The 18,816-nt window shown below is 62.0% G+C and carries 20 protein-coding genes and 3 tRNA genes; 19 read left to right on the forward strand and 4 right to left on the reverse strand.

Annotated features, from left to right (window positions below; genetic code table 11):
* Positions 1-78 precede the first annotated feature (78 nt).
* The 3 genes from I6E60_RS02995 to I6E60_RS03005 all read right to left on the reverse strand — a co-directional run bounded on the left by I6E60_RS02995 (position 79) and on the right by I6E60_RS03005 (position 404).
* Positions 79-151 (reverse strand) — tRNA-Phe (locus tag I6E60_RS02995).
* Positions 152-230: 79 nt separating this feature from the next.
* Positions 231-304: transfer RNA gene (locus I6E60_RS03000), tRNA-Asp, on the reverse strand.
* Between the two features lie 24 nt (positions 305-328).
* Positions 329-404: transfer RNA gene (locus I6E60_RS03005), tRNA-Glu, on the reverse strand.
* Between the two features lie 258 nt (positions 405-662).
* On the opposite strand from I6E60_RS03005, the gene I6E60_RS03010 reads away from it, so the two are divergent.
* From I6E60_RS03010 to I6E60_RS03020, 3 genes are all read left to right on the forward strand, one after another.
* Entirely contained in the window at positions 663-1,937 is a 1,275-nt protein-coding gene (locus tag I6E60_RS03010) for a M23 family metallopeptidase (RefSeq protein WP_197122871.1), read from the forward strand.
* Positions 1,938-2,098: 161 nt separating this feature from the next.
* Positions 2,099-3,430: a M23 family metallopeptidase gene (locus tag I6E60_RS03015; protein WP_231601108.1), complete on the forward strand. Its 1,332-nt coding sequence runs from the start codon at positions 2,099-2,101 to the stop codon at positions 3,428-3,430.
* 51 nt (positions 3,431-3,481) lie between these two features.
* Positions 3,482-4,300, forward strand: a complete 819-nt coding sequence (locus I6E60_RS03020) for an SDR family NAD(P)-dependent oxidoreductase (RefSeq protein WP_197178814.1) — start codon at positions 3,482-3,484, stop codon at positions 4,298-4,300.
* Between the two features lie 120 nt (positions 4,301-4,420).
* Here I6E60_RS03020 and I6E60_RS03025 read toward each other — a convergent pair whose 3' ends face one another.
* Entirely contained in the window at positions 4,421-4,912 is a 492-nt protein-coding gene (locus I6E60_RS03025) for an inorganic diphosphatase (protein ID WP_197178816.1), read from the reverse strand.
* A 48-nt stretch (positions 4,913-4,960) separates the two neighbouring features.
* Between I6E60_RS03025 and tilS the strand changes: the two genes are divergently transcribed.
* The 16 genes from tilS to I6E60_RS03105 all read left to right on the forward strand — a co-directional run bounded on the left by tilS (position 4,961) and on the right by I6E60_RS03105 (position 18,727).
* Entirely contained in the window at positions 4,961-6,004 is a 1,044-nt protein-coding gene (tilS, locus tag I6E60_RS03030; protein ID WP_197178818.1) for a tRNA lysidine(34) synthetase TilS, read from the forward strand.
* Positions 5,994-6,545, forward strand: coding sequence for a hypoxanthine phosphoribosyltransferase (gene hpt, locus I6E60_RS03035; protein ID WP_129072323.1), 552 nt, complete (start codon positions 5,994-5,996; stop codon positions 6,543-6,545). The genes tilS and hpt overlap by 11 nt, the downstream gene beginning before the upstream one ends.
* Positions 6,546-6,555: 10 nt before the next feature.
* Positions 6,556-7,989: a serine hydrolase gene (locus I6E60_RS03040; protein ID WP_197178820.1), complete on the forward strand. Its 1,434-nt coding sequence runs from the start codon at positions 6,556-6,558 to the stop codon at positions 7,987-7,989.
* A 127-nt stretch (positions 7,990-8,116) separates the two neighbouring features.
* Positions 8,117-10,117 (forward strand): ATP-dependent zinc metalloprotease FtsH, encoded by a 2,001-nt coding sequence (ftsH, locus tag I6E60_RS03045; protein WP_197122877.1) that lies wholly within the window; start codon positions 8,117-8,119, stop codon positions 10,115-10,117.
* 7 nt (positions 10,118-10,124) lie between these two features.
* Complete coding sequence (gene folE / locus I6E60_RS03050; protein ID WP_197122878.1) at positions 10,125-10,709, forward strand: GTP cyclohydrolase I FolE; 585 nt, start codon at positions 10,125-10,127, stop codon at positions 10,707-10,709.
* Between the two features lie 10 nt (positions 10,710-10,719).
* Entirely contained in the window at positions 10,720-11,529 is an 810-nt protein-coding gene (folP, locus tag I6E60_RS03055) for a dihydropteroate synthase (protein WP_307784363.1), read from the forward strand.
* Positions 11,526-11,945: a dihydroneopterin aldolase gene (gene folB, locus I6E60_RS03060; RefSeq protein WP_231601109.1), complete on the forward strand. Its 420-nt coding sequence runs from the start codon at positions 11,526-11,528 to the stop codon at positions 11,943-11,945. Before folP ends, folB begins: the two co-directional genes overlap by 4 nt.
* Positions 11,942-12,472 carry a 2-amino-4-hydroxy-6-hydroxymethyldihydropteridine diphosphokinase gene (folK, locus tag I6E60_RS03065; protein ID WP_197122879.1) on the forward strand — a complete coding sequence of 177 codons (531 nt, stop codon included), beginning with the start codon at positions 11,942-11,944 and terminating at the stop codon, positions 12,470-12,472. The genes folB and folK overlap by 4 nt, the downstream gene beginning before the upstream one ends.
* A complete protein-coding gene (locus I6E60_RS03070; RefSeq protein WP_197178822.1) occupies positions 12,466-12,954 on the forward strand; it encodes a DUF3180 domain-containing protein in 489 nt (162 codons plus the stop codon). Before folK ends, I6E60_RS03070 begins: the two co-directional genes overlap by 7 nt.
* Positions 12,951-13,436, forward strand: coding sequence for a PH domain-containing protein (locus I6E60_RS03075; RefSeq protein WP_197122882.1), 486 nt, complete (start codon positions 12,951-12,953; stop codon positions 13,434-13,436). Before I6E60_RS03070 ends, I6E60_RS03075 begins: the two co-directional genes overlap by 4 nt.
* On the forward strand, positions 13,433-15,100 hold the full coding sequence (locus I6E60_RS03080) for a PH domain-containing protein (protein WP_307841773.1): 1,668 nt from the start codon (positions 13,433-13,435) through the stop codon (positions 15,098-15,100). Before I6E60_RS03075 ends, I6E60_RS03080 begins: the two co-directional genes overlap by 4 nt.
* Complete coding sequence (locus I6E60_RS03085) at positions 15,100-15,849, forward strand: Rossmann-like and DUF2520 domain-containing protein (protein WP_197122884.1); 750 nt, start codon at positions 15,100-15,102, stop codon at positions 15,847-15,849. Before I6E60_RS03080 ends, I6E60_RS03085 begins: the two co-directional genes overlap by 1 nt.
* A complete protein-coding gene (gene panC / locus I6E60_RS03090; RefSeq protein WP_197178824.1) occupies positions 15,846-16,715 on the forward strand; it encodes a pantoate--beta-alanine ligase in 870 nt (289 codons plus the stop codon). The genes I6E60_RS03085 and panC overlap by 4 nt, the downstream gene beginning before the upstream one ends.
* Positions 16,716-16,773: 58 nt before the next feature.
* Positions 16,774-18,273, forward strand: coding sequence for a lysine--tRNA ligase (gene lysS / locus I6E60_RS03095; RefSeq protein ID WP_197122888.1), 1,500 nt, complete (start codon positions 16,774-16,776; stop codon positions 18,271-18,273).
* An 8-nt stretch (positions 18,274-18,281) separates the two neighbouring features.
* Positions 18,282-18,440, forward strand: a complete 159-nt coding sequence (locus tag I6E60_RS03100) for a hypothetical protein (RefSeq protein WP_197178826.1) — start codon at positions 18,282-18,284, stop codon at positions 18,438-18,440.
* 98 nt (positions 18,441-18,538) lie between these two features.
* Entirely contained in the window at positions 18,539-18,727 is a 189-nt protein-coding gene (locus I6E60_RS03105) for a hypothetical protein (RefSeq protein WP_197122892.1), read from the forward strand.
* Positions 18,728-18,816: the final 89 nt, after the last annotated feature.

Consider the following 18,816-nt stretch of genomic DNA (forward strand, 5'->3'; position numbering starts at 1 on the left):
AAGCTCTGACGAAGGCTGGCCTGAGCGCTCGAAAACGAAAATGACCCTCGCCCGGTAGAAGCCCGGGAAAGGGTCAAGTGGCTCCGACGGGCGTCGATCCCGTGACCTCACGATTTTCAGTCGTGCGCTCTACCAACTGAGCTACAGAGCCGTAAGAGTTTCCTCCTACGCGCAAGAGTTGCCCCTTGCTACAGAAAAAGCCCCTCCTTGCGAAGAGGCTTTCTGTTTTGCGACCCTGACCGGACTTGAACCGGCGACCTCCGCCGTGACAGGGCGGCGCGCTAACCAACTGCGCTACAGGGCCAAGCTATTAAATTCTGTGTGTGTCTGGTGACCCCAACGGGATTCGAACCCGTGCTGCCGCCGTGAAAGGGCGGTGTCCTAGGCCACTAAACGATGGGGCCTCGAAGTCACAGAACTTCTTAGCTACCGAGGGAAAAGCATACGGTGCGTTTCGTGATTTACCAAACTGAGAAGCAAACTATTTTGTATCTCGCGAAACGCTTTTTCCCAACAGGCTTAAATGTACCTGACTCTGAGGCGTTCAGATACTACGTTCATTAAATGGTTGAGACTTTTGGGCCAGGTGTCGTTAGCGCGGGTGCACTTTCCCCGTGTGGCTACGGGCTCTCAACCCACGACCGATAACGCTGAGGGGAATAATGAAGGTCATGCATGCGAGTCGGGGAACCACGGCAACGCGAGCGTTTCGCTCGATAGCGTTCCGCGTCGTTGGTTTTACTGCCGCGCTTAGCCTCGTTGTCGGCGTGAGCGTCGTTGCCGGCACGAGCCAGGCTGCCTTCGCCGATGACTACCCCACCTGGAGCGATGTCACCGAGGCCCGCGATGATGAAGCCGCAACCAAAAAGGTTGTAGAGCGCATCGAGGCGGCACTCGTTCAACTCGAGGCTGACGCTGCAGCTGCCCAGAAAGATGCCGAAGAAAAGGGCAACATCTGGCAAGAGGCCGATACGAAGTACCAGGCCAAGGCAGCCCAGACCGCAACTTTGCAAGAGCAAGCGGATGCCGCAAGCGCCGAAGCTGACGAAGCTGAGACGCGCATCGGTGAGCTTGCGTCGCGGCTCGTGCGTGCCGGTGGTGGCGACGTGACCACTAGCCTTTTGGCCAATTCGCAGGACGCGGATGCGCTGCTCTACAACCTGGGGATGTCGTCGAAGATCTCGCAGCAGACATCCGCTCTATTTGAGCGTGCCGTTCAGGCTCGCAACACAGCGCAGTCGCTGACGGATGCTGCTGAGGTTGCTCGCGCTGAGCTCGAGATCCTCAAGATCGCTGCTGAAGAGGCTTTTGCTGAGGCTCAAGCCGCCGCTCAGGCCGCCGAGGAAGCTCTCGCCGAGCAGCAGGAGCGCAAGATTGAGTTTGACGCTCAACTCGCCGCGCTGACTTCTGCGCGCAAGTCAACTGAAGACAGCTATCTAGAGGGCGTGCGTGAGCGCGAAGCTGCCCGTGCTGCTGCAGCAGCTGCTGCACAGGTTCCGAACTTGGACGCGGGTGAAATCAGTCTGAGCGGTTGGGCTCGCCCCGCCGGCGGATACATCACGTCGGTGTATGGCTACAGCTCGAATTACGGGTCCAAATTCCATAAGGGAACCGATATCGGTGCTGCTTGTGGTGCTGGCATTTACGCGGCGTCGAGCGGAACCGTTGTCTATGCCGGTTATGGCTGGAATGGCGGGTACGGAAACTACATCATCATTGAGCACGCTGGTGGAGTGCGCACCGCGTATGGCCACATCGTCGACGGCGGCATTCAGGTTTCTTCTGGGCAGAGTGTGGCCGTCGGAACGAAGATCGCCAGCGTGGGCTCGACCGGAAACTCCACCGGATGCCACCTTCACTTTGAGGTGCGCCCCAACGGCTGGGATACGACGAACCCGGTGCCGTTCATGGCCGGGCAAGGCATCCAACTCGGCTAAAGCCTCAGAACGCGCTCCCGCTGAGGAAAACCTTGCGAAGCGCGCATTCAACAAAAGGTTGAGACTTTTGGGTCGCATGTTGTTAGTGTGGTCAATGTTATTCGTGTGACTAATGGCCATTAGTCGGCGCTCAATAATGTTTAGGGGAACAATTGAAGGTCATGCATGCGAGTCGGGGGACCGCAGCAAAGCGTACGCTTCGCTCACAATCTTTTCGGGTAATCAGTTTCGTCGCGGCGCTCAGCCTTGTCGTCGGTGTCAGCGTTGTTGCGGGAAGTAGCCAGGCTGCTTTCGCCGATGACTACCCCACGTGGAGCGAAGTCACTGAGGCCCGAAACAACGAAGCGGCGACTCAAAAGGTCGTCGACCGCATCAAGGCCGCACTGATTGAACTCGAAGCTCACGCCGTCGCCACTCAAAAGGATGCCGAAGAAAAAGGCAACATTTGGCAAGAGGCAGACACGAAGTACCAAGCGAAGGCCGCACAGACCGAAACTCTGCAAGAGCAAGCGGATGACGCAAGCGCCGAAGCCGATGACGCTGAGCAGCGCATCGGTGAGCTTGCTGCGCGGCTCGTGCGTGCCGGTGGCGGAGACGTCACCACGAACCTCCTCGCCAACTCGCAGGACGCAGACGCGCTGCTCTACAACCTGGGGATGTCGTCGAAGATCTCGCAGCAGACATCCGCTCTGTTTGATCGTGCCGTTCAAGCTCGTAACACGGCGCAGTCGCTGAGCGATGCTGCCGAAGTGGCTCGCGCCGAACTCGAAGTTCTGAAGATCGCCGCCGAGAAAGCGTTTGAGGAAGCTCAAGCTGCAGCAGCTGCAGCGGAAACCGCAGTAGCTGAGCAGCAGGAACGCAAGGCTGAGTTCGACGCCCAGCTTGCTGCGCTCACTGCCGAGCGCGTAGTAACCGAAGCCGACTACCAGGCTGGCGTCAAGAAACGCGAAGAAGAACGCATCGCCGCCGAGAAGGCAGCTGCTGCGAAGGCTGCTGCTGCCGCCGCGGCTGCTGCTGCTGCAGCCGCTCAGAGCGGTGGCTCTACCGGTGGTGCAAGTTCAGGTTCAGGCTCCTCGAGCGCCAACGGCTGGACTAAGCCCGCTTATGGCTACATCACGTCGGTGTACGGCTACAGCTCGAACTACGGTTCGAGCTTCCACAAGGGAACCGATATCGGTGCCAGTTGTGGCTCACCGATCTACGCCGCATCAAGCGGGACTGTCGTCTATGCCGGTTATGGCTGGAATGGCGGCTACGGCAACTACATCATCATCGAACACGCTGGTGGAGTGCGCACTGCCTACGGTCACATTGTTGCTGGCGGAATCAACGTCTCGTACGGTCAGAGTGTGGCCGTCGGAACGAAGATCGCCAGCGTGGGCTCGACCGGAAACTCCACCGGTTGCCACCTCCACTTTGAGGTTCGTCCCAACGGCTGGGACACTACGAACCCCGTCACATTCATGTCAGGTAAGGGCGTTAGCCTCGGCTAAAGTCTGACCACACGCGTGAGGCAACGAGGTCTCTCGCAGAGGGAGCACGCCATGCACTCAGTCGCCGGACTCGTTGTTGTGATTACGGGCGCTGCCCGCGGAATGGGCGAGATCTATGCGCAGCGCGCTGTCGCTGAGGGTGCTGCGAAAGTAGTGCTGCTCGACGTCGATGCCACGGCTCTGGATGTCGCGGCGGCCGCTCTGCGCGCTGCGGGCGGTTCCGTCAGCAGTTACGTTGTCGATCTCTCGTCCCGCACCGCAATCGAGTCCGTCGCCGACCGTATCCGCGCCGAAGTGGGAACCCCACACGTGCTCATCAACAACGCGGGCATCGTACGCAGCGGTTACTTCTGGGAGCACGACGCTGTTCGCGATATCGAAGCGACCATGCAGATCAATACCCTCGCGGCGATGTACCTCTCGCGCGAACTGCTGCCGGCGATGATCGAGGGTGGAGAGCCAAGCCGCATCCTCAACATTGCGTCGGCGGCCGGAACTCTCTCGAATCCGAACATGAGTGTCTACGCGGCATCCAAGTGGGCGATGATCGGCTGGAGCGATTCGCTGCGCCTTGAACTGACCAAGGCGGGCCACGCGCAGATCGCCGTAACAACGTTCGCGCCCAGCTACATCAGCACCGGGATGTTTGCCGGCGTCCGAGGCCCGCTGTGGACCCCCATCATGACTCCCGAGAAAGCCACCGCCGCAGCGTGGTCGGCGATGCTCCGCGGCAAACCACTGCTCATGAAGCCGTGGACGGTCGGACTCGCTCGCGGGCTCAAAGGGCTGCTGCCGACGCGCGCTTGGGATTTCGTGGCCGGTCGCGTCTTCAAGGTCTATAACTCGATGGACGAGTTCACCGGGCGCTGAGCGAGCCGGGCGCTGAGCCGCCCTACTCGGTTAAACGCCGATGGCGAATGCCTGAGCATCCGCCATCGGGGTGACGCGCGCGATACGTAAGCACCGTGCGCGAGGAGTGCTTGGTGCTGCCTAGTGGCCTTCGGCCTTGAGCTTCTCGAAGCCAGCGAGAACGATCGCCTCAGCTTCTGCGGCGTCGCCCCAACCGTCGATCTTGACCCACTTGCCGGGCTCGAGGTCTTTGTAGTGCTCGAAGAAGTGCTCGATCTCTTTGCGCGTGAACTCAGGCACATCGTTCAGGTCCTGAATGTGCGACCAGCGCGGGTCTTTCGCCTGAACGCAAATGACCTTGGAGTCGATGCCGCCATCGTCGCTCATGTTGAGCACAGCGACCGGGCGAACCGAAATGCCCACACCGGGGAAGGTGGGGGCATCGAGAAGAATCAGGGCGTCTACGGGGTCACCGTCGAGGCCGAGAGTGTTCTCGAAGAAGCCATAGTCGGTGGGGTATGCGAAGGTCGTGAACAGGTAACGGTCAAGAAAAACGCGACCAGTTACGTGGTCAACTTCGTACTTGTTCCGGCTTCCGCGCGGAATCTCAACGACAACGTCGTATGCGGCCATCTAGGTGCTCCTAAGAAAATTATGGGGTTGCTGCAATAACGTTACTGGATGCACTCCGAACGGCGCCCCCGTCTTACGCCCGCAATTGCTGATGTTCGGCGTGCTGTGCGCACTGCGCTTGGCGCGTTACCGGTCTCCGCAGACTCAGCGGCGGGCACTGCGGGCTCAGAACCGCTCGTTCTTGTCGCCCTCAGCGGCGGCCCCGACTCGCTCGCGCTGGCGGCGGCGACGGCCTTCGAAGCGTCCAAGGCCGGCATGCGAGCCGGTGCCGTGATCGTCAATCACAACCTCCAAGACGGGGCTGCGGATGTTGCAGCCGCCGCCGCACAGCAGGCTCGCGACCTCGGGCTCGACCCCGTTGACATCCGCTCGGTACTCGTTGGTGACGCGGGAGGCCCCGAATCTGCCGCCCGTGACGCGCGCTACGCGGCGCTCGCCGCTGCCGCCGCCGAGCACGGCGCCATTCGCGTGCTGCTCGGCCACACCCTCGACGACCAGGCCGAAACCGTGCTGCTGGGCCTCGCCCGCGGCAGCGGAGCGGGCAGCCTCAAAGGCATGGCAATCGACACCGGCCAGTACCTGCGGCCACTGCTGGCTGTGCCGCGAACCACGACCGTTCAGTGCTGCGAAGACTCTGGAATCGTGGCGTGGAATGACCCGCACAACCTCGATACCTCGTACACGCGAGTGCGGGTTCGGCAGACTGTTTTGCCGCTGCTGGAAAGTGAACTGGGGCCCGGCATCCGCGACGCCTTAGTGCGCACGGCCGACCAAGCGCGCGAAGATGCCGAAGCACTCGACCATTTTGCCGAAGAAATGGCCGAAGATTTGGCCGAGATTTCGGAGGCCGGAATCTCGCTGCCGGTGCGCGCGCTTGCGGCCAATCCTGCCGCGCTACGCCAGCGTTTGATTAGGTTGGCGGTGGCTAGCGACTTTCATGTGTCGCTCAGCCGCACCCACACTCTGGAGATCGCGCGCCTTGTCACCGACTGGAAGGGGCAGGGACCGATCGACGTTCCCGGCGTTAGGGTTGAACGACGAGAGAACCTTCTCCACTTTTCGGCCCACAGTGAGGAACGCGATGCAGTTTAGCGATGTCGAAGGAGACCTCAGCGAGGTCCTTCTGACCCAGGAAGAGATCCACGAGAAGATCGCCGTGATGGCGCGTCAGATCGAGATCGACTACGCCGGCGAGAAGGTGCTGCTGGTTGGCGTGCTTCGCGGTGCCGTCATGGTGATGGCCGACCTGGCTCGCGAATTGGCTCTGCCCATCGAGATGGACTGGATGGCCGTCTCCTCGTACGGCGCCGGCACGCAGTCCTCGGGTGTCGTTCGCATCCTCAAAGACCTCGACAGCGACCTCGAGGGCCGCAAGGTTCTTATCGTCGAAGACATCATCGACTCGGGCCTTACGCTCTCGTGGTTGCTCGGCAACCTCCGCAGCCGCGGCGCTGCCTCGGTAGAGATCTGCACCCTGCTGCGTAAGCCGGATGCCGCCAAGGTCGAAGTTGACGTCAAGTACGTAGGCTTCGACATCCCGAACGCCTTCGTGGTGGGGTACGGCCTCGACTTTGCCGAGAAGTACCGCAACCTTCGCGGAATCGCAGTGCTCGCTCCCCACGTGTACGCGTAGGGCCGGCTGAATGCGGGCGAAGGCAGCAATTGATCAGGCGTCCGACGAGATCGTTGGGCTGTTCGAGAATCGGGTAGCCGAGCAGAAGGCTCCAGCATCATTCTTCGCGGTCTTTGGACCCGATGGCATCGGGTTGGAGGGCGGCTACGGCGAGAAGGTTCTCGGCGAGGGCAACGCTCCCGACCGCGACACGGTGTTCCGTATCGCGTCGTGCACCAAGAGCTTCACTTGCACGATGTTGCTGATGCTGCGCGACCGCGGCCAGCTCACCCTTGATGCGCCGATCACTGACTTTGTTCCGACGTTCACTCCGCTTGAGCCAGCGGCTGCTCCCGTGACGCCCAGCATCCGTCAGCTCATGACGATGTCGGCGGGGTTCCCGACCGATAACCCGTGGGGCGACCGCGTGGAGGAAATGACGCGGGCCGAACTCGACGAGTTCATGGCGACGGGCATCCGCTATTCCAGCTTGCCCGGCACTCGCTTTGAGTACTCGAACCTCGGCTACGCCCTGCTCGGTGAAGTCATTGCCGAGATCACGGGGCGCCCGTACATCGAGGCGATCGCGGCCGAAATTCTCGCGCCGCTCGGTCTCACCTCGACGACCTTTGCCGAAGACCCGGATGCCGATACCGCCCGCGGTTACCGGCTCGCGAATGGGCAGTGGCAGGTTCAGCCGTTCACCGGACCCGGAGTCTTCTCCTCCATGGGTGGTTTGTTTTCCAGCGCGACCGACCTAGTTCGCTGGTCGCTGTGGCTCGCCGGTGCCCTCGATCCCGAAGACGCCTCCGACGGACCGCTGTCTGCGGCCAGTCGCCGCGAACTTCAGCAGATTCAGCGTGCCGTGCCGACGGGCCTGTCGAAAACCGCCGAGTTCTCGGAGCCGACAGCGCACGGGTACGGCTACGGGCTGTTCATCGATGAGGGCACGACGAAGATCGTGTCGCACTCAGGCGGCTACCCGGGCGTGAGCGCCCATATGCGCTGGCATGCGCCAACCGGGCTCGGCATCGTGGCGTTCGAGAATGGCACGTTTGCGGCATCCTCGATCCCGGCAACTCAGGCTTTGCAGGCTGCGTTGAATGCGTACGGCGAGCTGACGACGCCAGCTCCGGCCTGGCCCGAAACTCTGGCCGCTCGCGACGTGTTCGATGGGCTCATTCGCGAGTGGGATACCCCGACCGCGAATGCGCTTGCGGCAGTAAACCTCGCGCTCGATGTTCCGTGGGAAGAGCGCATCGCTGGCATTGCGAAAGCGATTGCTGAGGTGGGGCCGCTCACCGGTGCGCCGCTCACTGAATTGCCCCGCACCCTCAGCGACACCCCTGCCGTGGCCAACTGGACGATCGATGGCGAACGCGGTCGCATCAAGTGCCACATCTTGATGAGCCCCGAACTGCCACCCCGCGTGCAGACCTTCGCAGTCACCACCGAAACCGACTAACCGCCGAGACCTCGCGCGGACCGCATTACGCCGAGGGCAAACATGCAGTGGTCTTGCAGCGCGATAACGGTAACCTTGCAGCACGTTTCTTCAGAGAGAGGCACTGGGTCGCCCGACCCGGAACATCATGGATTTTAAGCGCATCTTCCGCGGCCCCATTCCGTACATCATCATCGGTATCGCCGCCGTCTCCATCGCCGCGAGCCTTCTCCTCGGCGAGGGCTACAAAGAGATCACCACGCAAGAGGGTCTCGACCTTCTTCAGGGATCGACGGTGTCCTCCGCCACGATCATCGACGGCGAGCAGCGCGTCGACCTCGAGCTTTCCAAAGCCGACGGCGACAACGGCACGAAGGTGCAGTTCTACTACGTAGCGCCCCGGGGCACCGAGATCGTCTCGGCGATCAACGGTGCTGACGTCTCCGAGTTCAACGACCAAGTTCCTCAAGAGAACTTCTTCGTCTCCTTCCTCTCGATCATGCTGCCGTTCCTCATCATCGGCATCATCTTCTTCTTCATCTTCAGCCGCATGCAGGGTGGCGGCGGCAAGGTCATGCAGTTCGGCAAGTCGAAGGCCAAGCTCGTCGGTAAAGACAGCCCGCAGGCCACTTTTGCGGATGTCGCTGGTGCTGACGAGGCCATCGAAGAACTCGAAGAAATCAAAGACTTCCTGAAGGAACCGGCCAAGTTCTTGGCTGTTGGCGCCCGCATTCCGAAGGGCGTACTGCTGTACGGCCCTCCCGGAACCGGTAAGACCCTGCTGGCCAAGGCCACCGCGGGGGAAGCTGGCGTGCCGTTCTACACAATCTCTGGTTCTGACTTCGTTGAAATGTTCGTGGGTGTCGGTGCAAGCCGTGTTCGTGACCTCTTCGAACAGGCCAAACAGAATGCTCCCGCAATCATCTTCATCGACGAGATCGATGCTGTCGGTCGTCACCGTGGTGCCGGAATCGGTGGCGGCAACGATGAGCGCGAGCAGACTCTCAACCAGTTGCTGGTTGAGATGGATGGCTTCGACGTGAACGCCAACGTGATCCTCATCGCTGCAACGAACCGTCCGGACGTACTCGACCCCGCGCTTCTGCGCCCCGGTCGTTTCGACCGCCAGATCGGTGTGGATGCTCCCGACAAGATCGGCCGCAAACAGATTCTCGAAGTGCACGCCAAGGGCAAGCCCATGGCCGAGGGCGTTGACCTCGAAGTGCTCGCTCGTAAGACGCCAGGCTTCACCGGTGCTGACCTCGCGAACGTGCTCAACGAAGCAGCCTTGCTGACTGCGCGCTCCAACGCGCAGCTCATCGACAACCGTGCCCTCGACGAGGCAGTTGACCGTGTCATGGCTGGCCCTCAGCGTCGTTCGCGACTCATGAACGACAAAGAGAAGCTCGTCACGGCGTACCACGAGGGTGGTCACGCGGTTGCTGCCGCCTCGATGCGCAACACCGACCCCGTCACGAAGATCACCATTCTTCCTCGCGGCCGTGCCCTCGGCTACACGATGGTCATGCCGCTCGAAGACAAGTACTCCGTCTCGCGTAACGAGTTGCTCGATCAGCTCGCCTACGCGATGGGTGGCCGGGTTGCGGAAGAAATCGTGTTCCACGACCCGACGACCGGTGCATCCAACGACATTGAGAAGGCCACGTCAATTGCTCGCCGTATGGTCACCGAATACGGCATGAGTGCCCGAGTCGGTTCCGTGAAGCTGGGCAGTGCATCGAGTGAACCCTTCATGGGTCGCGACATGAGTTCGAGCCGCGAATACTCCGACGAGCTCGCCAAGATCATTGACGAAGAAGTTCGCCTGCTGATCGAGAAAGCTCACGACGAGGCATGGCAGATGCTCAACGAGAACCGCAAGGTGCTCGACAAGATCGCGCTTGAGCTGATGGAGAAAGAGACTCTCGACCACGTCGAGCTGGACAAGATCTTCAAGGGAATCGCCAAGCTTCCCGAGCGCCCCCAGTGGCTCTCGAGTGACGCGCGTCCGGTGTCGCAGTTGCCTCCCATCAAGGTCCCCAAGAAGAAGGTGGCGAAGGCTGACGCTAGCGACAGCGACGAAAGCACCCCCTCGAAGCCGGCACGCACCCCACGGCCACGTAAGTCGCCCGGGGTAGCAACGGCCTAGGGACACCATGTCGATCGACCTCGCACGCATTGAAGCTGCGGTAGCCGAGATTTTGGCTGCAGTCGGCGAAGACCCTGCCCGGGCAGGCCTCACCGCCACCCCGCGAAGGGTCGCCGAGGCGTACTCCGAGTTCTTTGCGGGCAACGCGATCGACCCGCTTGTGCACCTCTCCGACAGCATCGAGTTCACTGCCAAGGCAGACCAGACCGGCGAATTGGTGCTCGTGCGCGACATCGAGTTCCGGTCAATGTGCGAACACCACTTGTTGCCGTTTCTGGGCGTCGCGCATGTCGCCTACGTTCCGGATGAACGAATCATCGGGTTGGGCAATATCGCTCGGGTCGTGGAGACCATTGCCGCGCGTGCCCAACTGCAAGAGCGGTTAACCGAGGAGATCACTGACGCGATCAACGAGGGCTTGTCGCCGCGGGGTGTGCTGGTCGTGATCGACGCTGTTCACGGTTGTGTGTCTGCTCGCGGACCACGCCAAACGGCAAGCTCCACGGTCACGTTGGCCTCTCGCGGTGTGCTCAGCGATCCCGTGGAGCGCGCAGAAGTGATGGCGCTCATCGGCCGAGGTGGCGATGCGTAGAAACCCTCGCGTGGCGGTTCCCCAAGTTATGGGCATCCTGAATGTCACGCCTGATTCTTTTAGCGACGGCGGCCAGTTCGAACACGTTGACGCCGCAATCGCGCGTGGCATCGAACTGCGCAATCAGGGCGCGGATGTCGTCGATGTCGGCGGCGAATCGACTCGCCCTGGTGCGGAGCGGGTGTCTGCCGCGGCGGAACAGCAGCGCGTAATCCCGGTGATCAAGGCCCTCACGGCTGAAGGCGTGACCGTGAGCGTTGACACCATGAATGCCGAGACTGCACTGGCCGCGGCGACAGCGGGAGCATCCATTATCAACGATGTTTCCGGTGGGCTTGCTGACCCGGAAATGTACCGCACGGTTGCCGAAACGGATCTGCTTTATATCGCGATGCACTGGCGGGGGCACAGCACCACGATGGGGCAACTCGCGCACTATGACGATGTCGTCGCGGATGTGCGCAGCGAGCTAAAGGCTCGACTGGCCGAGATGATGGTGTGGGGAGTGAAGCCCACACGGGTCGTGCTCGATCCGGGTCTCGGTTTTGCGAAAGACGCGCGCCACAACTGGGCGCTGCTAGCGCGCATCGACGAGATTGCATCACTCGGGCATCCGGTGCTCATTGGGGCATCACGCAAGCGCTTTCTCGCCAAAATGCTCCCCGCCGATGCGCCACCGGCCGACCGCGATCTTGCTACCGCGGTAATCAGCAACGTTGCCGCCGAAGCGGGGATGTGGGCCGTGCGCGTGCACGATGTCCCGTCAACGCAGGTGGCTCTTTCCGTCTATCGAGCGATGCAGAAGGGCAAGAAACGATGAATCCCGCACTGGACGAAATCACTCTCACCGGCCTGCGCGCCACGGCCTTCCATGGCGTCTTCGACCACGAACGTCGTGACGGCCAAGTCTTCGTGATTGACGCGACCGTGTATCTCGACTTCGCAGCTGCTGCGCGCACCGACGACCTCGACCGCACGATTCACTACGGTGTCTTGGCCGAAGAGATCGTCGCCGCCGTCGAGAGCAATCCCGTTGATCTCATCGAGACGGTTGCTGAACGCATCGCCGCCGTGGTGCTCGCGCATGAGGCCGCAGTGAGCACCAAGATCACGCTGCACAAACCAGAAGCGCCCATCACGGTGCCGTTCACTGATGTCTCGGTCACGATAACGCGCCAGCGTGCAGCTCGCGCCCAGACCGCCGGCTTCAGCGCAGAACCGCAGCCACTGCGATGATGCGCCAGCAACGACTCCACGTCGAGTTGCCGGTGATGCTTGCCATTGGCAGCAATCTGGGCGACCGCGAAACTACTCTGCGCGATGCGGTGCACGCCATCAACCGCATCGACGGTGTGACCGTGGATGCCGCCTCCAGCATTGTGCAGACGCCGGCTCTGAAACTCTCGGGCATCGACCACTCTGCGCCCGCGTATCTCAATGCGGTGGTGTTAGCGCGCAGTTCGCTTGAGCCCCACGCCCTCCTCGCCGAACTGCAGCACGTCGAAGCCGCGCATGGCCGTGTGCGCGATGAACGCTGGGGCGACCGCACCCTCGATATCGACATCATTTCTTTCGCGCACCTGCAGGTGGATGACGAACTGTTGACGATTCCGCATCCGCGGGCCGCCGAACGATCGTTCGTGCTTGTGCCGCTGCTTCAGCTTGACCCGCACGCGCAGCTCGCCGGAATCGGAAGCGCGGCAGACGCCCTCGCGGGCATCGAGAACGACGCCACCGAGTTTGAGGCAGCGCCCCTGTGGTAGCCCGCACGTCAGCCGTGCACTTGGTGACCATAGCCGCGGCGGGAGCCGTCGTCGGCTGGTTGCTCGAAGTCGTGCTCACCGCATCCGGAAATCCGATTGTGACCCCCTCGGTCGCGTTGGCGGTCTCGCTGTTCTTGATCGCCGTGATCGTGGTCGTGCTGGCAGTACCGATCTACCGCTCATCACGCGGACTGCGTAAAGAACGTGTGAATCCCTTCTTCGCGCTGCGTGTTGTCGTGCTCGCGAAAGCATCGAGCTTCGCCGGGGCTCTGCTCGGGGGAACCGCCCTCGGCATCGCGGTCTACCTGCTGAGTCGCACCGTTTCTCCCGAAACTGGCGCCATCGCCACGAGCTTTGTCGTTTCGGCTGGCGCGATAGTGTTGCTGATCGCAGGATTGGTTGCCGAATATTTGTGCACCATCCCGCCAGATGATGACGACCCGTCATTGCGGAACCCGATGGACCCCCAAGGAGCAGCGTGACCGAGCGACTCGATCTCCCCGGCGCCGAGTGGCGCGGCGTCTCCCGCAAGTACACGATCGTGGAAGCGGTCGGGTTGCTGATTACGGGCATCGTGCTGACCGTCGCCACCTCGATCCCCACCGTCCTGACCGGGATTCAGTGGCTTGCCGTGATTCCCGTTTCGCTTGGCATCATCTTCATCATCAACATCGCGCTCACACCGCGACGCGTGCGGGCAATCGGGTACATGCTGCGCGAAGATGACCTAGTCTTTCGGCGCGGACTGATGTTCCGCCGCGTGGTTGCTGTGCCCTACGGCCGCATGCAGCTCGTCGACATCAACCGCGGACCCCTCGATCGCGCCGTTGGCCTCAGCGAACTCAAGTTCGTGACGGCAGCGGCATCCACCGGGGTTGTCATCCCCGGCCTGCCCGAGCAGGACGCTGAGGAGTTGAGAGACAGGCTCGTCGCCCTGGCTGAAAGCCGCAGGGCCGGACTGTGAGCGACCCGCGCGATCCCTTCGACCCCGGCGAGCCCGGCGTCCCTCTGGAGCCAGGCGTCCCTCTGGAGCCAGGCGAACCGCTCGGCCCCGTTGAGCTGAACGTGCCCGAGAGCGCCCGTCGCCTCGCCGATGGCGAATGGCATCGCCTGCACCCGGCCACTCCGTTCTTGCGCGGTGGCATCGCCTTCGTGGCCATTATCGGTGTCATCGTCGTGAACGCTCGCGATGTCTTTCTCGACGTCATTTTTGGTGGCGGCAGCCGTGAGCTGCGGTTCTTTGAACGTTTTGCCGAGTCCAGCCTCCTCATCTTGGCCATCCTCGCCGTAGTCGTCATCTTGCTTCTGAGCGTTGGCGGCTTCTATCTGTCGTGGCGGATGCACACCTTCCGCATCACCGATGAGCTTGTGGAGGTGCGCAGCGGCATCCTCTTCCGCACCAACCGTCGCGGTCGACTCGACCGCATCCAGGGCATCAATATTTCGCGGCCGTTCTTGGCCCGCCTGTTCGGCGCAGCCAAACTTGAAGTGAATGTGGCCGGTCAAGACGCGAACGTTGAGTTGGCCTATCTGGGGTCCAAGGGCGCGGATGATTTACGCCTCGCGATACTGCAGCTTGCCTCGGGCACGCGAGCGGCCGAAGCGGCCGCAATTGCAGGACCAGCCGCACTCCCCGGCGTCGGTGGCCTCGTCGAATCCCGGGTCAACGAACTTCTGGCCCCCGAGCTCGACCCGAACACGGCACCGCCCGAGTCGATCGTGCGCATCGGCATTCCGCGGCTCATCGGTTCGCTTCTGCTGAGCGGACCGACAGTCTTCGCGATTCTGGCGGCTATCGGCATCATCACCACTGTTATCACCACGGGCGATGTCGGCTGGATCTTCATTATTCTTCCCGGTTTTCTGGGGCTCGCCGGTTACCTCGGATCGCGGCTCACGCGGTCGTTGCGATATTCCATCGCGTCGACTGCAGACGGCATCCGAGTTGGGTACGGCCTCCTCTCGACTACCAACGAGACGCTGCCACCCGGCCGCATTCACGCCGTTGAAGTCTCGCAGCCACTGATGTGGCGCCCCGCCGGCTGGTGGGAAATCAAGATCAACACCGCCTCGCAAGCGGCAAGCTCAAGCAGCGCAACCGCGAAAACCACACTGCTCCCGGTCGGAGATATGGCCGACGTGCACCGCGTGCTGCAACTCATTCTGCCGAGCCTCGCTGACGCCAAGTCGCGTGAACTGCTCGAGTGCGGGCTCGCCGCTGGAGCCCACGACGACGACTACGTCACCTCGCCCAAGCGGGCGGCCTGGTTGCGCTGGTTCTCTTGGCGCCGCAACGGTTTCGTACTGATTTCGGATGCCGTAGCGCTGCGCAAGGGAGCCATCTGGCGTTCCCTCGTGCTTGTGCCGCAAGCCCGCATGCAGAGCGTCAGCATGAATGAGGGTCCGCTGCTGCGCCGGATGGGGCTCGCCGAGTTGCGGATTCACACGGTCGCTGGGCCGATTTCGGCCACCATCGGTGCGCTCGACCGCGACGATGTTGTGCGCTTCTTCGATGAGGTTGAGCACGCAGCCGTGCATGCCGCTGGAGTAGACACGAGTCATCGCTGGCGCAGTACCGGTGCGAACACCGAGTCCCCGGCACCAACAACCCCTGAGGGACAGGCGTAATGGCGCAGGCGGCGGGCCGGCTCGGAATCGGCATCATTGGCGCGGGCAAAGTCGGCCCCATTCTTGGCGCAGCGCTCGCGGGCGCTGGCCACGCGATTGTGGGCATCGCCGCGACGTCTGAGCGCAACCTTGAGCGCGCTAGCGCGATCCTCCCCGACGTTCCGGTGCTCGATATCCCCACTCTTGTGGAACGCAGCGAGCTCGTGATTCTGGCGATTCCTGAGGCCGAGATCGAGTCCTTTGCGAAGGGTCTCGCCGATGCTGGAGTGTGGCAGCCGGGGCAACTTGTGCTGCACACCGCGCCTGGGCTCGGCTATCAGGCCTTGGCGTCGGTGCTGGCAGTGGGAGCGATTCCCCTGGCGCTGCATCCGGCCATGGTTTTCACGGGAACGAGTCTCGATCTCACGCGCTTGCACGAAGCGTATTGCGCTGTCAGCGCGCCAACCCCGGTGTTGCCGATCGCGCAAGCGCTTGTCGTGGAGATGGGTGCCGAGCCGATTGTGATCGCTGAAAACGAGCGAGCTTCGTGGGCAGAAGCGGTGAGTACCGCCACCAGCTTCTCAGCAGCGATTGTCGGCCAATCCTTAGATTTGCTCGGCAGTGTTGGGGTGGATGACCCCGCTCGCGTCTTAGGGCCGCTGCTGCGTTCCTCGGTCGAGAGTGCGCTCACTCGCGCAACTGCGACTAGCATCGATGTTTCCTTGCTCGACCCCGAGCCGAGGCCCCATTCACAGGAGGACCCCTCGTGAGTTCACACCCCCGCCCGCAAGTTATTGAGACCGTCGCCGGAATGCGCGACGTAGTAGCGCACGAGCGTGCCGCCGGCCGCAGCATTGCTCTGACGCCGACGTTGGGTGCCCTCCACCAGGGTCATCTCGCTCACGTTGAGCGTGCCGCAGAGCTCGCTGACGTGCGCATTGTGTCGATCTTTGTGAACCCCACCCAGTTCGGTGCCGATGAAGATCTCGACAAGTATCCGCGCACCATGGATGCAGACCTCGACCTGCTCGGCGAACTGGGGGTGCCCTATGTCTTCGCCCCCAGCGTGGAGGAGATGTACCCGAAGGGGCCGTCTGCTCCCACTACGACCATTTCTGCCGGTCAGATCGGCGCGATGTTTGAGGGCAAGAGTCGCGCCGGCCACTTCGATGGAGTGCTCACGGTGGTCGCCAAGCTGCTCGCGATTACGACTCCCCAGTTCGTGACCTTCGGCCAGAAGGATGCCCAGCAGCTCTTTCTCGTTCGCCGTATGATCACCGACCTGAACATCCCGGTTCAGTTGGAAATCATCGAAACTGTGCGCGAAGAAGATGGCCTCGCGCTGTCGAGCCGTAACCAGTTCTTGGATGCCAGCCAGCGCCACGCAGCCGTCATTCTGTCGACGGCGTTGAAGGCTGCAAGCTCGGCCGCCGATAGCGGCCTCGATGCCGTCATCGCCGCAGCGCAGGGAGCTCTCATGGGGGAGTCCGGGGTCGAACTCGACTACTTCACGATTGTCGACACTGAGACCTTCATGCCGGTGCCCGATGGCTACCGTGGTCCGGCCAGCGCACTCATCGCAGCGCGGGTGGGAGACACCCGCTTGATCGACAACTGGACCCTTTACGTCGGCTAGTTTTCGCCTGCAATTTGGGGCGCTACAGCGTGGCGTTATCCCGGCTACGATTGAGGGCGTGAATGACGCCGCTAACACTCCAGACCCTACCGAGGCCGAAGTTTCTGAACAGAAAGCTGTTCGGTTAGAGAAGCGTCAGCGACTCATCGATTCGGGCGCTGAGGCGTACCCGGTTGGGGTTGCCATCACCACGAGCATTCCGGCGGTTCGCGAGAAGTATCCGTCGCTTGAAGCGGATGACACCACGGGCGATGTTGTCGGCCTTGCTGGTCGCATCGTGCACCTCCGCAACACCGGCAAGCTGTGCTTTGCGTCGTTGCAGTCGGGCGACGGCCAGCGCATCCAGGTCATGGTTTCTCTCGGCGAAGTGGGCGACGAGTCGCTCGCTCTCTGGAAAGAACTTGTTGACCTCGGCGACCACCTCTTCGTGAGCGGCGAGATCATCTCGAGCCGTCGCGGTGAGCTGTCGGTCATGGTCAAGGAATGGAAGATCGCCGCCAAGGCCGTCTTGCCCCTCCCGAACCTCCACAAAGACTTGAGCGACGAACAGCGCGTTCGTAGCCGCTACCTCGACCTCATTGTTCGCGAACAGGCCCGCTTCACGGTGCGTGCCCGCGCCAAGGTCAACTCGAGCCTGCGCGCAACGTTCGCCGCGCACGACTACCTCGAAGTCGAAACGCCGATGCTGCAGACGATGCACGGTGGGGCATCCGCTCGTCCGTTCATCACGAACTCGAACGCGTTCGACACCGACCTCTACCTGCGTATCGCGCCGGAACTGTTCTTGAAGCGTGCCGTCGTCGGTGGCATTGAGCGCGTGTTTGAGATCAACCGCAACTTCCGCAACGAGGGCGCGGACTCCACGCACTCGCCCGAGTTCGCCATGGTCGAGGCCTACCAGGCCTACGGCGATTACAACCAAATGGCCGACCTCACGCAGGAGCTTGTTCAGAACTCGGCGGTTGCCGTCACCGGTTCCACGCTCGTTACGCTTTCCGATGGCACCGAGTACGACCTCGGCGGCGATTGGGCGCGCATCTCCATGTACGACTCTCTCAACGAGACAGCCGGGCTCAGCATTACCCCACAGACGCCCGCCGCCGAGCTAAAGGTGCTGGCGGATGCCGTCGACATCGAGGTCACGCAGCCCACCCACGGCAAGTACGTTGAAGAGCTGTGGGAGCACTACGTGAAGCCGGGCCTCGACCGCCCCACGTTCGTCATGGATTTCCCCGTCGACACGAGCCCGCTCGTGCGCGACCACCGCACCATCGAAGGTGTTGTGGAGAAGTGGGACCTCTACATTCGTGGGTTCGAACTGGCCACCGGCTACTCCGAACTCGTCGACCCGGTTATCCAGCGTGAACGCTTCGTTGAGCAAGCACTCTTGGCTAGCCAAGGCGACGTCGAAGCGATGCGACTCGACGAAGACTTCATCCGCGCCCTCGAGCACGGCATGCCGCCGAGCGGTGGAATCGGTGTTGGCGTCGACCGTTTGCTGATGGCCATCACTGGTCTCGGCATCCGCGAAACCATCCTTTTTCCGTTGGTTAAGTAAGTACGGCAATGACTGATCCTGTTCCCGGCGAGACTTCGGACGCCTCTGAGGCGCCAAAGAAGTCGACGATCACCCCGATGCGCATCGCGCTGTGGGTGCTCGTGGCGGGCGCAGGGCTCTTCATGGTGCTTACCGGCCTCGTCGGCGTACTCGTAAAGGCTCAGTAGTGGATCGTAAATCTTCACGGCTCATCATGACTGTGACTCTCGTGGGACTTGTGGTTCTCATCGCTATTGTCACCTTCGTGAACGGTTAGGCTAGAGAGGTGCCTCAAGAATATTGGTCGAACGCCCTCTTCTCCGTCATCCCGACGATTGCTATTGGCGCCATTTTCTGGATCGTCATGTCGGCCATTATTCGTTCTGACCGCACCGAACGTGACAGCTACGCCAAGATCGAAGCCGAAGAGCGCGCCAAAGTAGCCGCTCAGGCAACGACAACCCCTTCGGCGTAAACCTCAGCGGCTGACCGCAGGGGTTCTCTGCGTCGGACGGAAGAGGCCCCTGAGTCCGCGAGAAGAAGTTCTGCGTCCGCGAGAAGAAA

It is taken from the genome of Salinibacterium sp. SWN167, assembly GCF_015864665.1.
Classification (GTDB): domain Bacteria; phylum Actinomycetota; class Actinomycetes; order Actinomycetales; family Microbacteriaceae; genus Rhodoglobus.

Excerpts from the sequence above, each read along its gene's own strand:
- I6E60_RS03085 (WP_197122884.1), top strand. The coding sequence starts at position 15,100 with ATGGCGCAGGCGGCGGGCCGGCTCGGAATCGGCATCATTGGCGCGGGC.
- I6E60_RS03025 (WP_197178816.1), bottom strand. The coding sequence starts at position 4,912 with ATGGCCGCATACGACGTTGTCGTTGAGATTCCGCGCGGAAGCCGGAAC.
- folB (WP_231601109.1), top strand. The coding sequence starts at position 11,526 with ATGAATCCCGCACTGGACGAAATCACTCTCACCGGCCTGCGCGCCACG.
- I6E60_RS03100 (WP_197178826.1), top strand. The coding sequence starts at position 18,282 with ATGACTGATCCTGTTCCCGGCGAGACTTCGGACGCCTCTGAGGCGCCA.
- I6E60_RS03040 (WP_197178820.1), top strand. The coding sequence starts at position 6,556 with ATGCGGGCGAAGGCAGCAATTGATCAGGCGTCCGACGAGATCGTTGGG.
- tilS (WP_197178818.1), top strand. The coding sequence starts at position 4,961 with ATGCACTCCGAACGGCGCCCCCGTCTTACGCCCGCAATTGCTGATGTT.
- ftsH (WP_197122877.1), top strand. The coding sequence starts at position 8,117 with ATGGATTTTAAGCGCATCTTCCGCGGCCCCATTCCGTACATCATCATC.
- I6E60_RS03020 (WP_197178814.1), top strand. The coding sequence starts at position 3,482 with ATGCACTCAGTCGCCGGACTCGTTGTTGTGATTACGGGCGCTGCCCGC.
- I6E60_RS03010 (WP_197122871.1), top strand. The coding sequence starts at position 663 with ATGAAGGTCATGCATGCGAGTCGGGGAACCACGGCAACGCGAGCGTTT.
- folE (WP_197122878.1), top strand. The coding sequence starts at position 10,125 with ATGTCGATCGACCTCGCACGCATTGAAGCTGCGGTAGCCGAGATTTTG.
- I6E60_RS03015 (WP_231601108.1), top strand. The coding sequence starts at position 2,099 with ATGCATGCGAGTCGGGGGACCGCAGCAAAGCGTACGCTTCGCTCACAA.
- folK (WP_197122879.1), top strand. The coding sequence starts at position 11,942 with ATGATGCGCCAGCAACGACTCCACGTCGAGTTGCCGGTGATGCTTGCC.
- hpt (WP_129072323.1), top strand. The coding sequence starts at position 5,994 with ATGCAGTTTAGCGATGTCGAAGGAGACCTCAGCGAGGTCCTTCTGACC.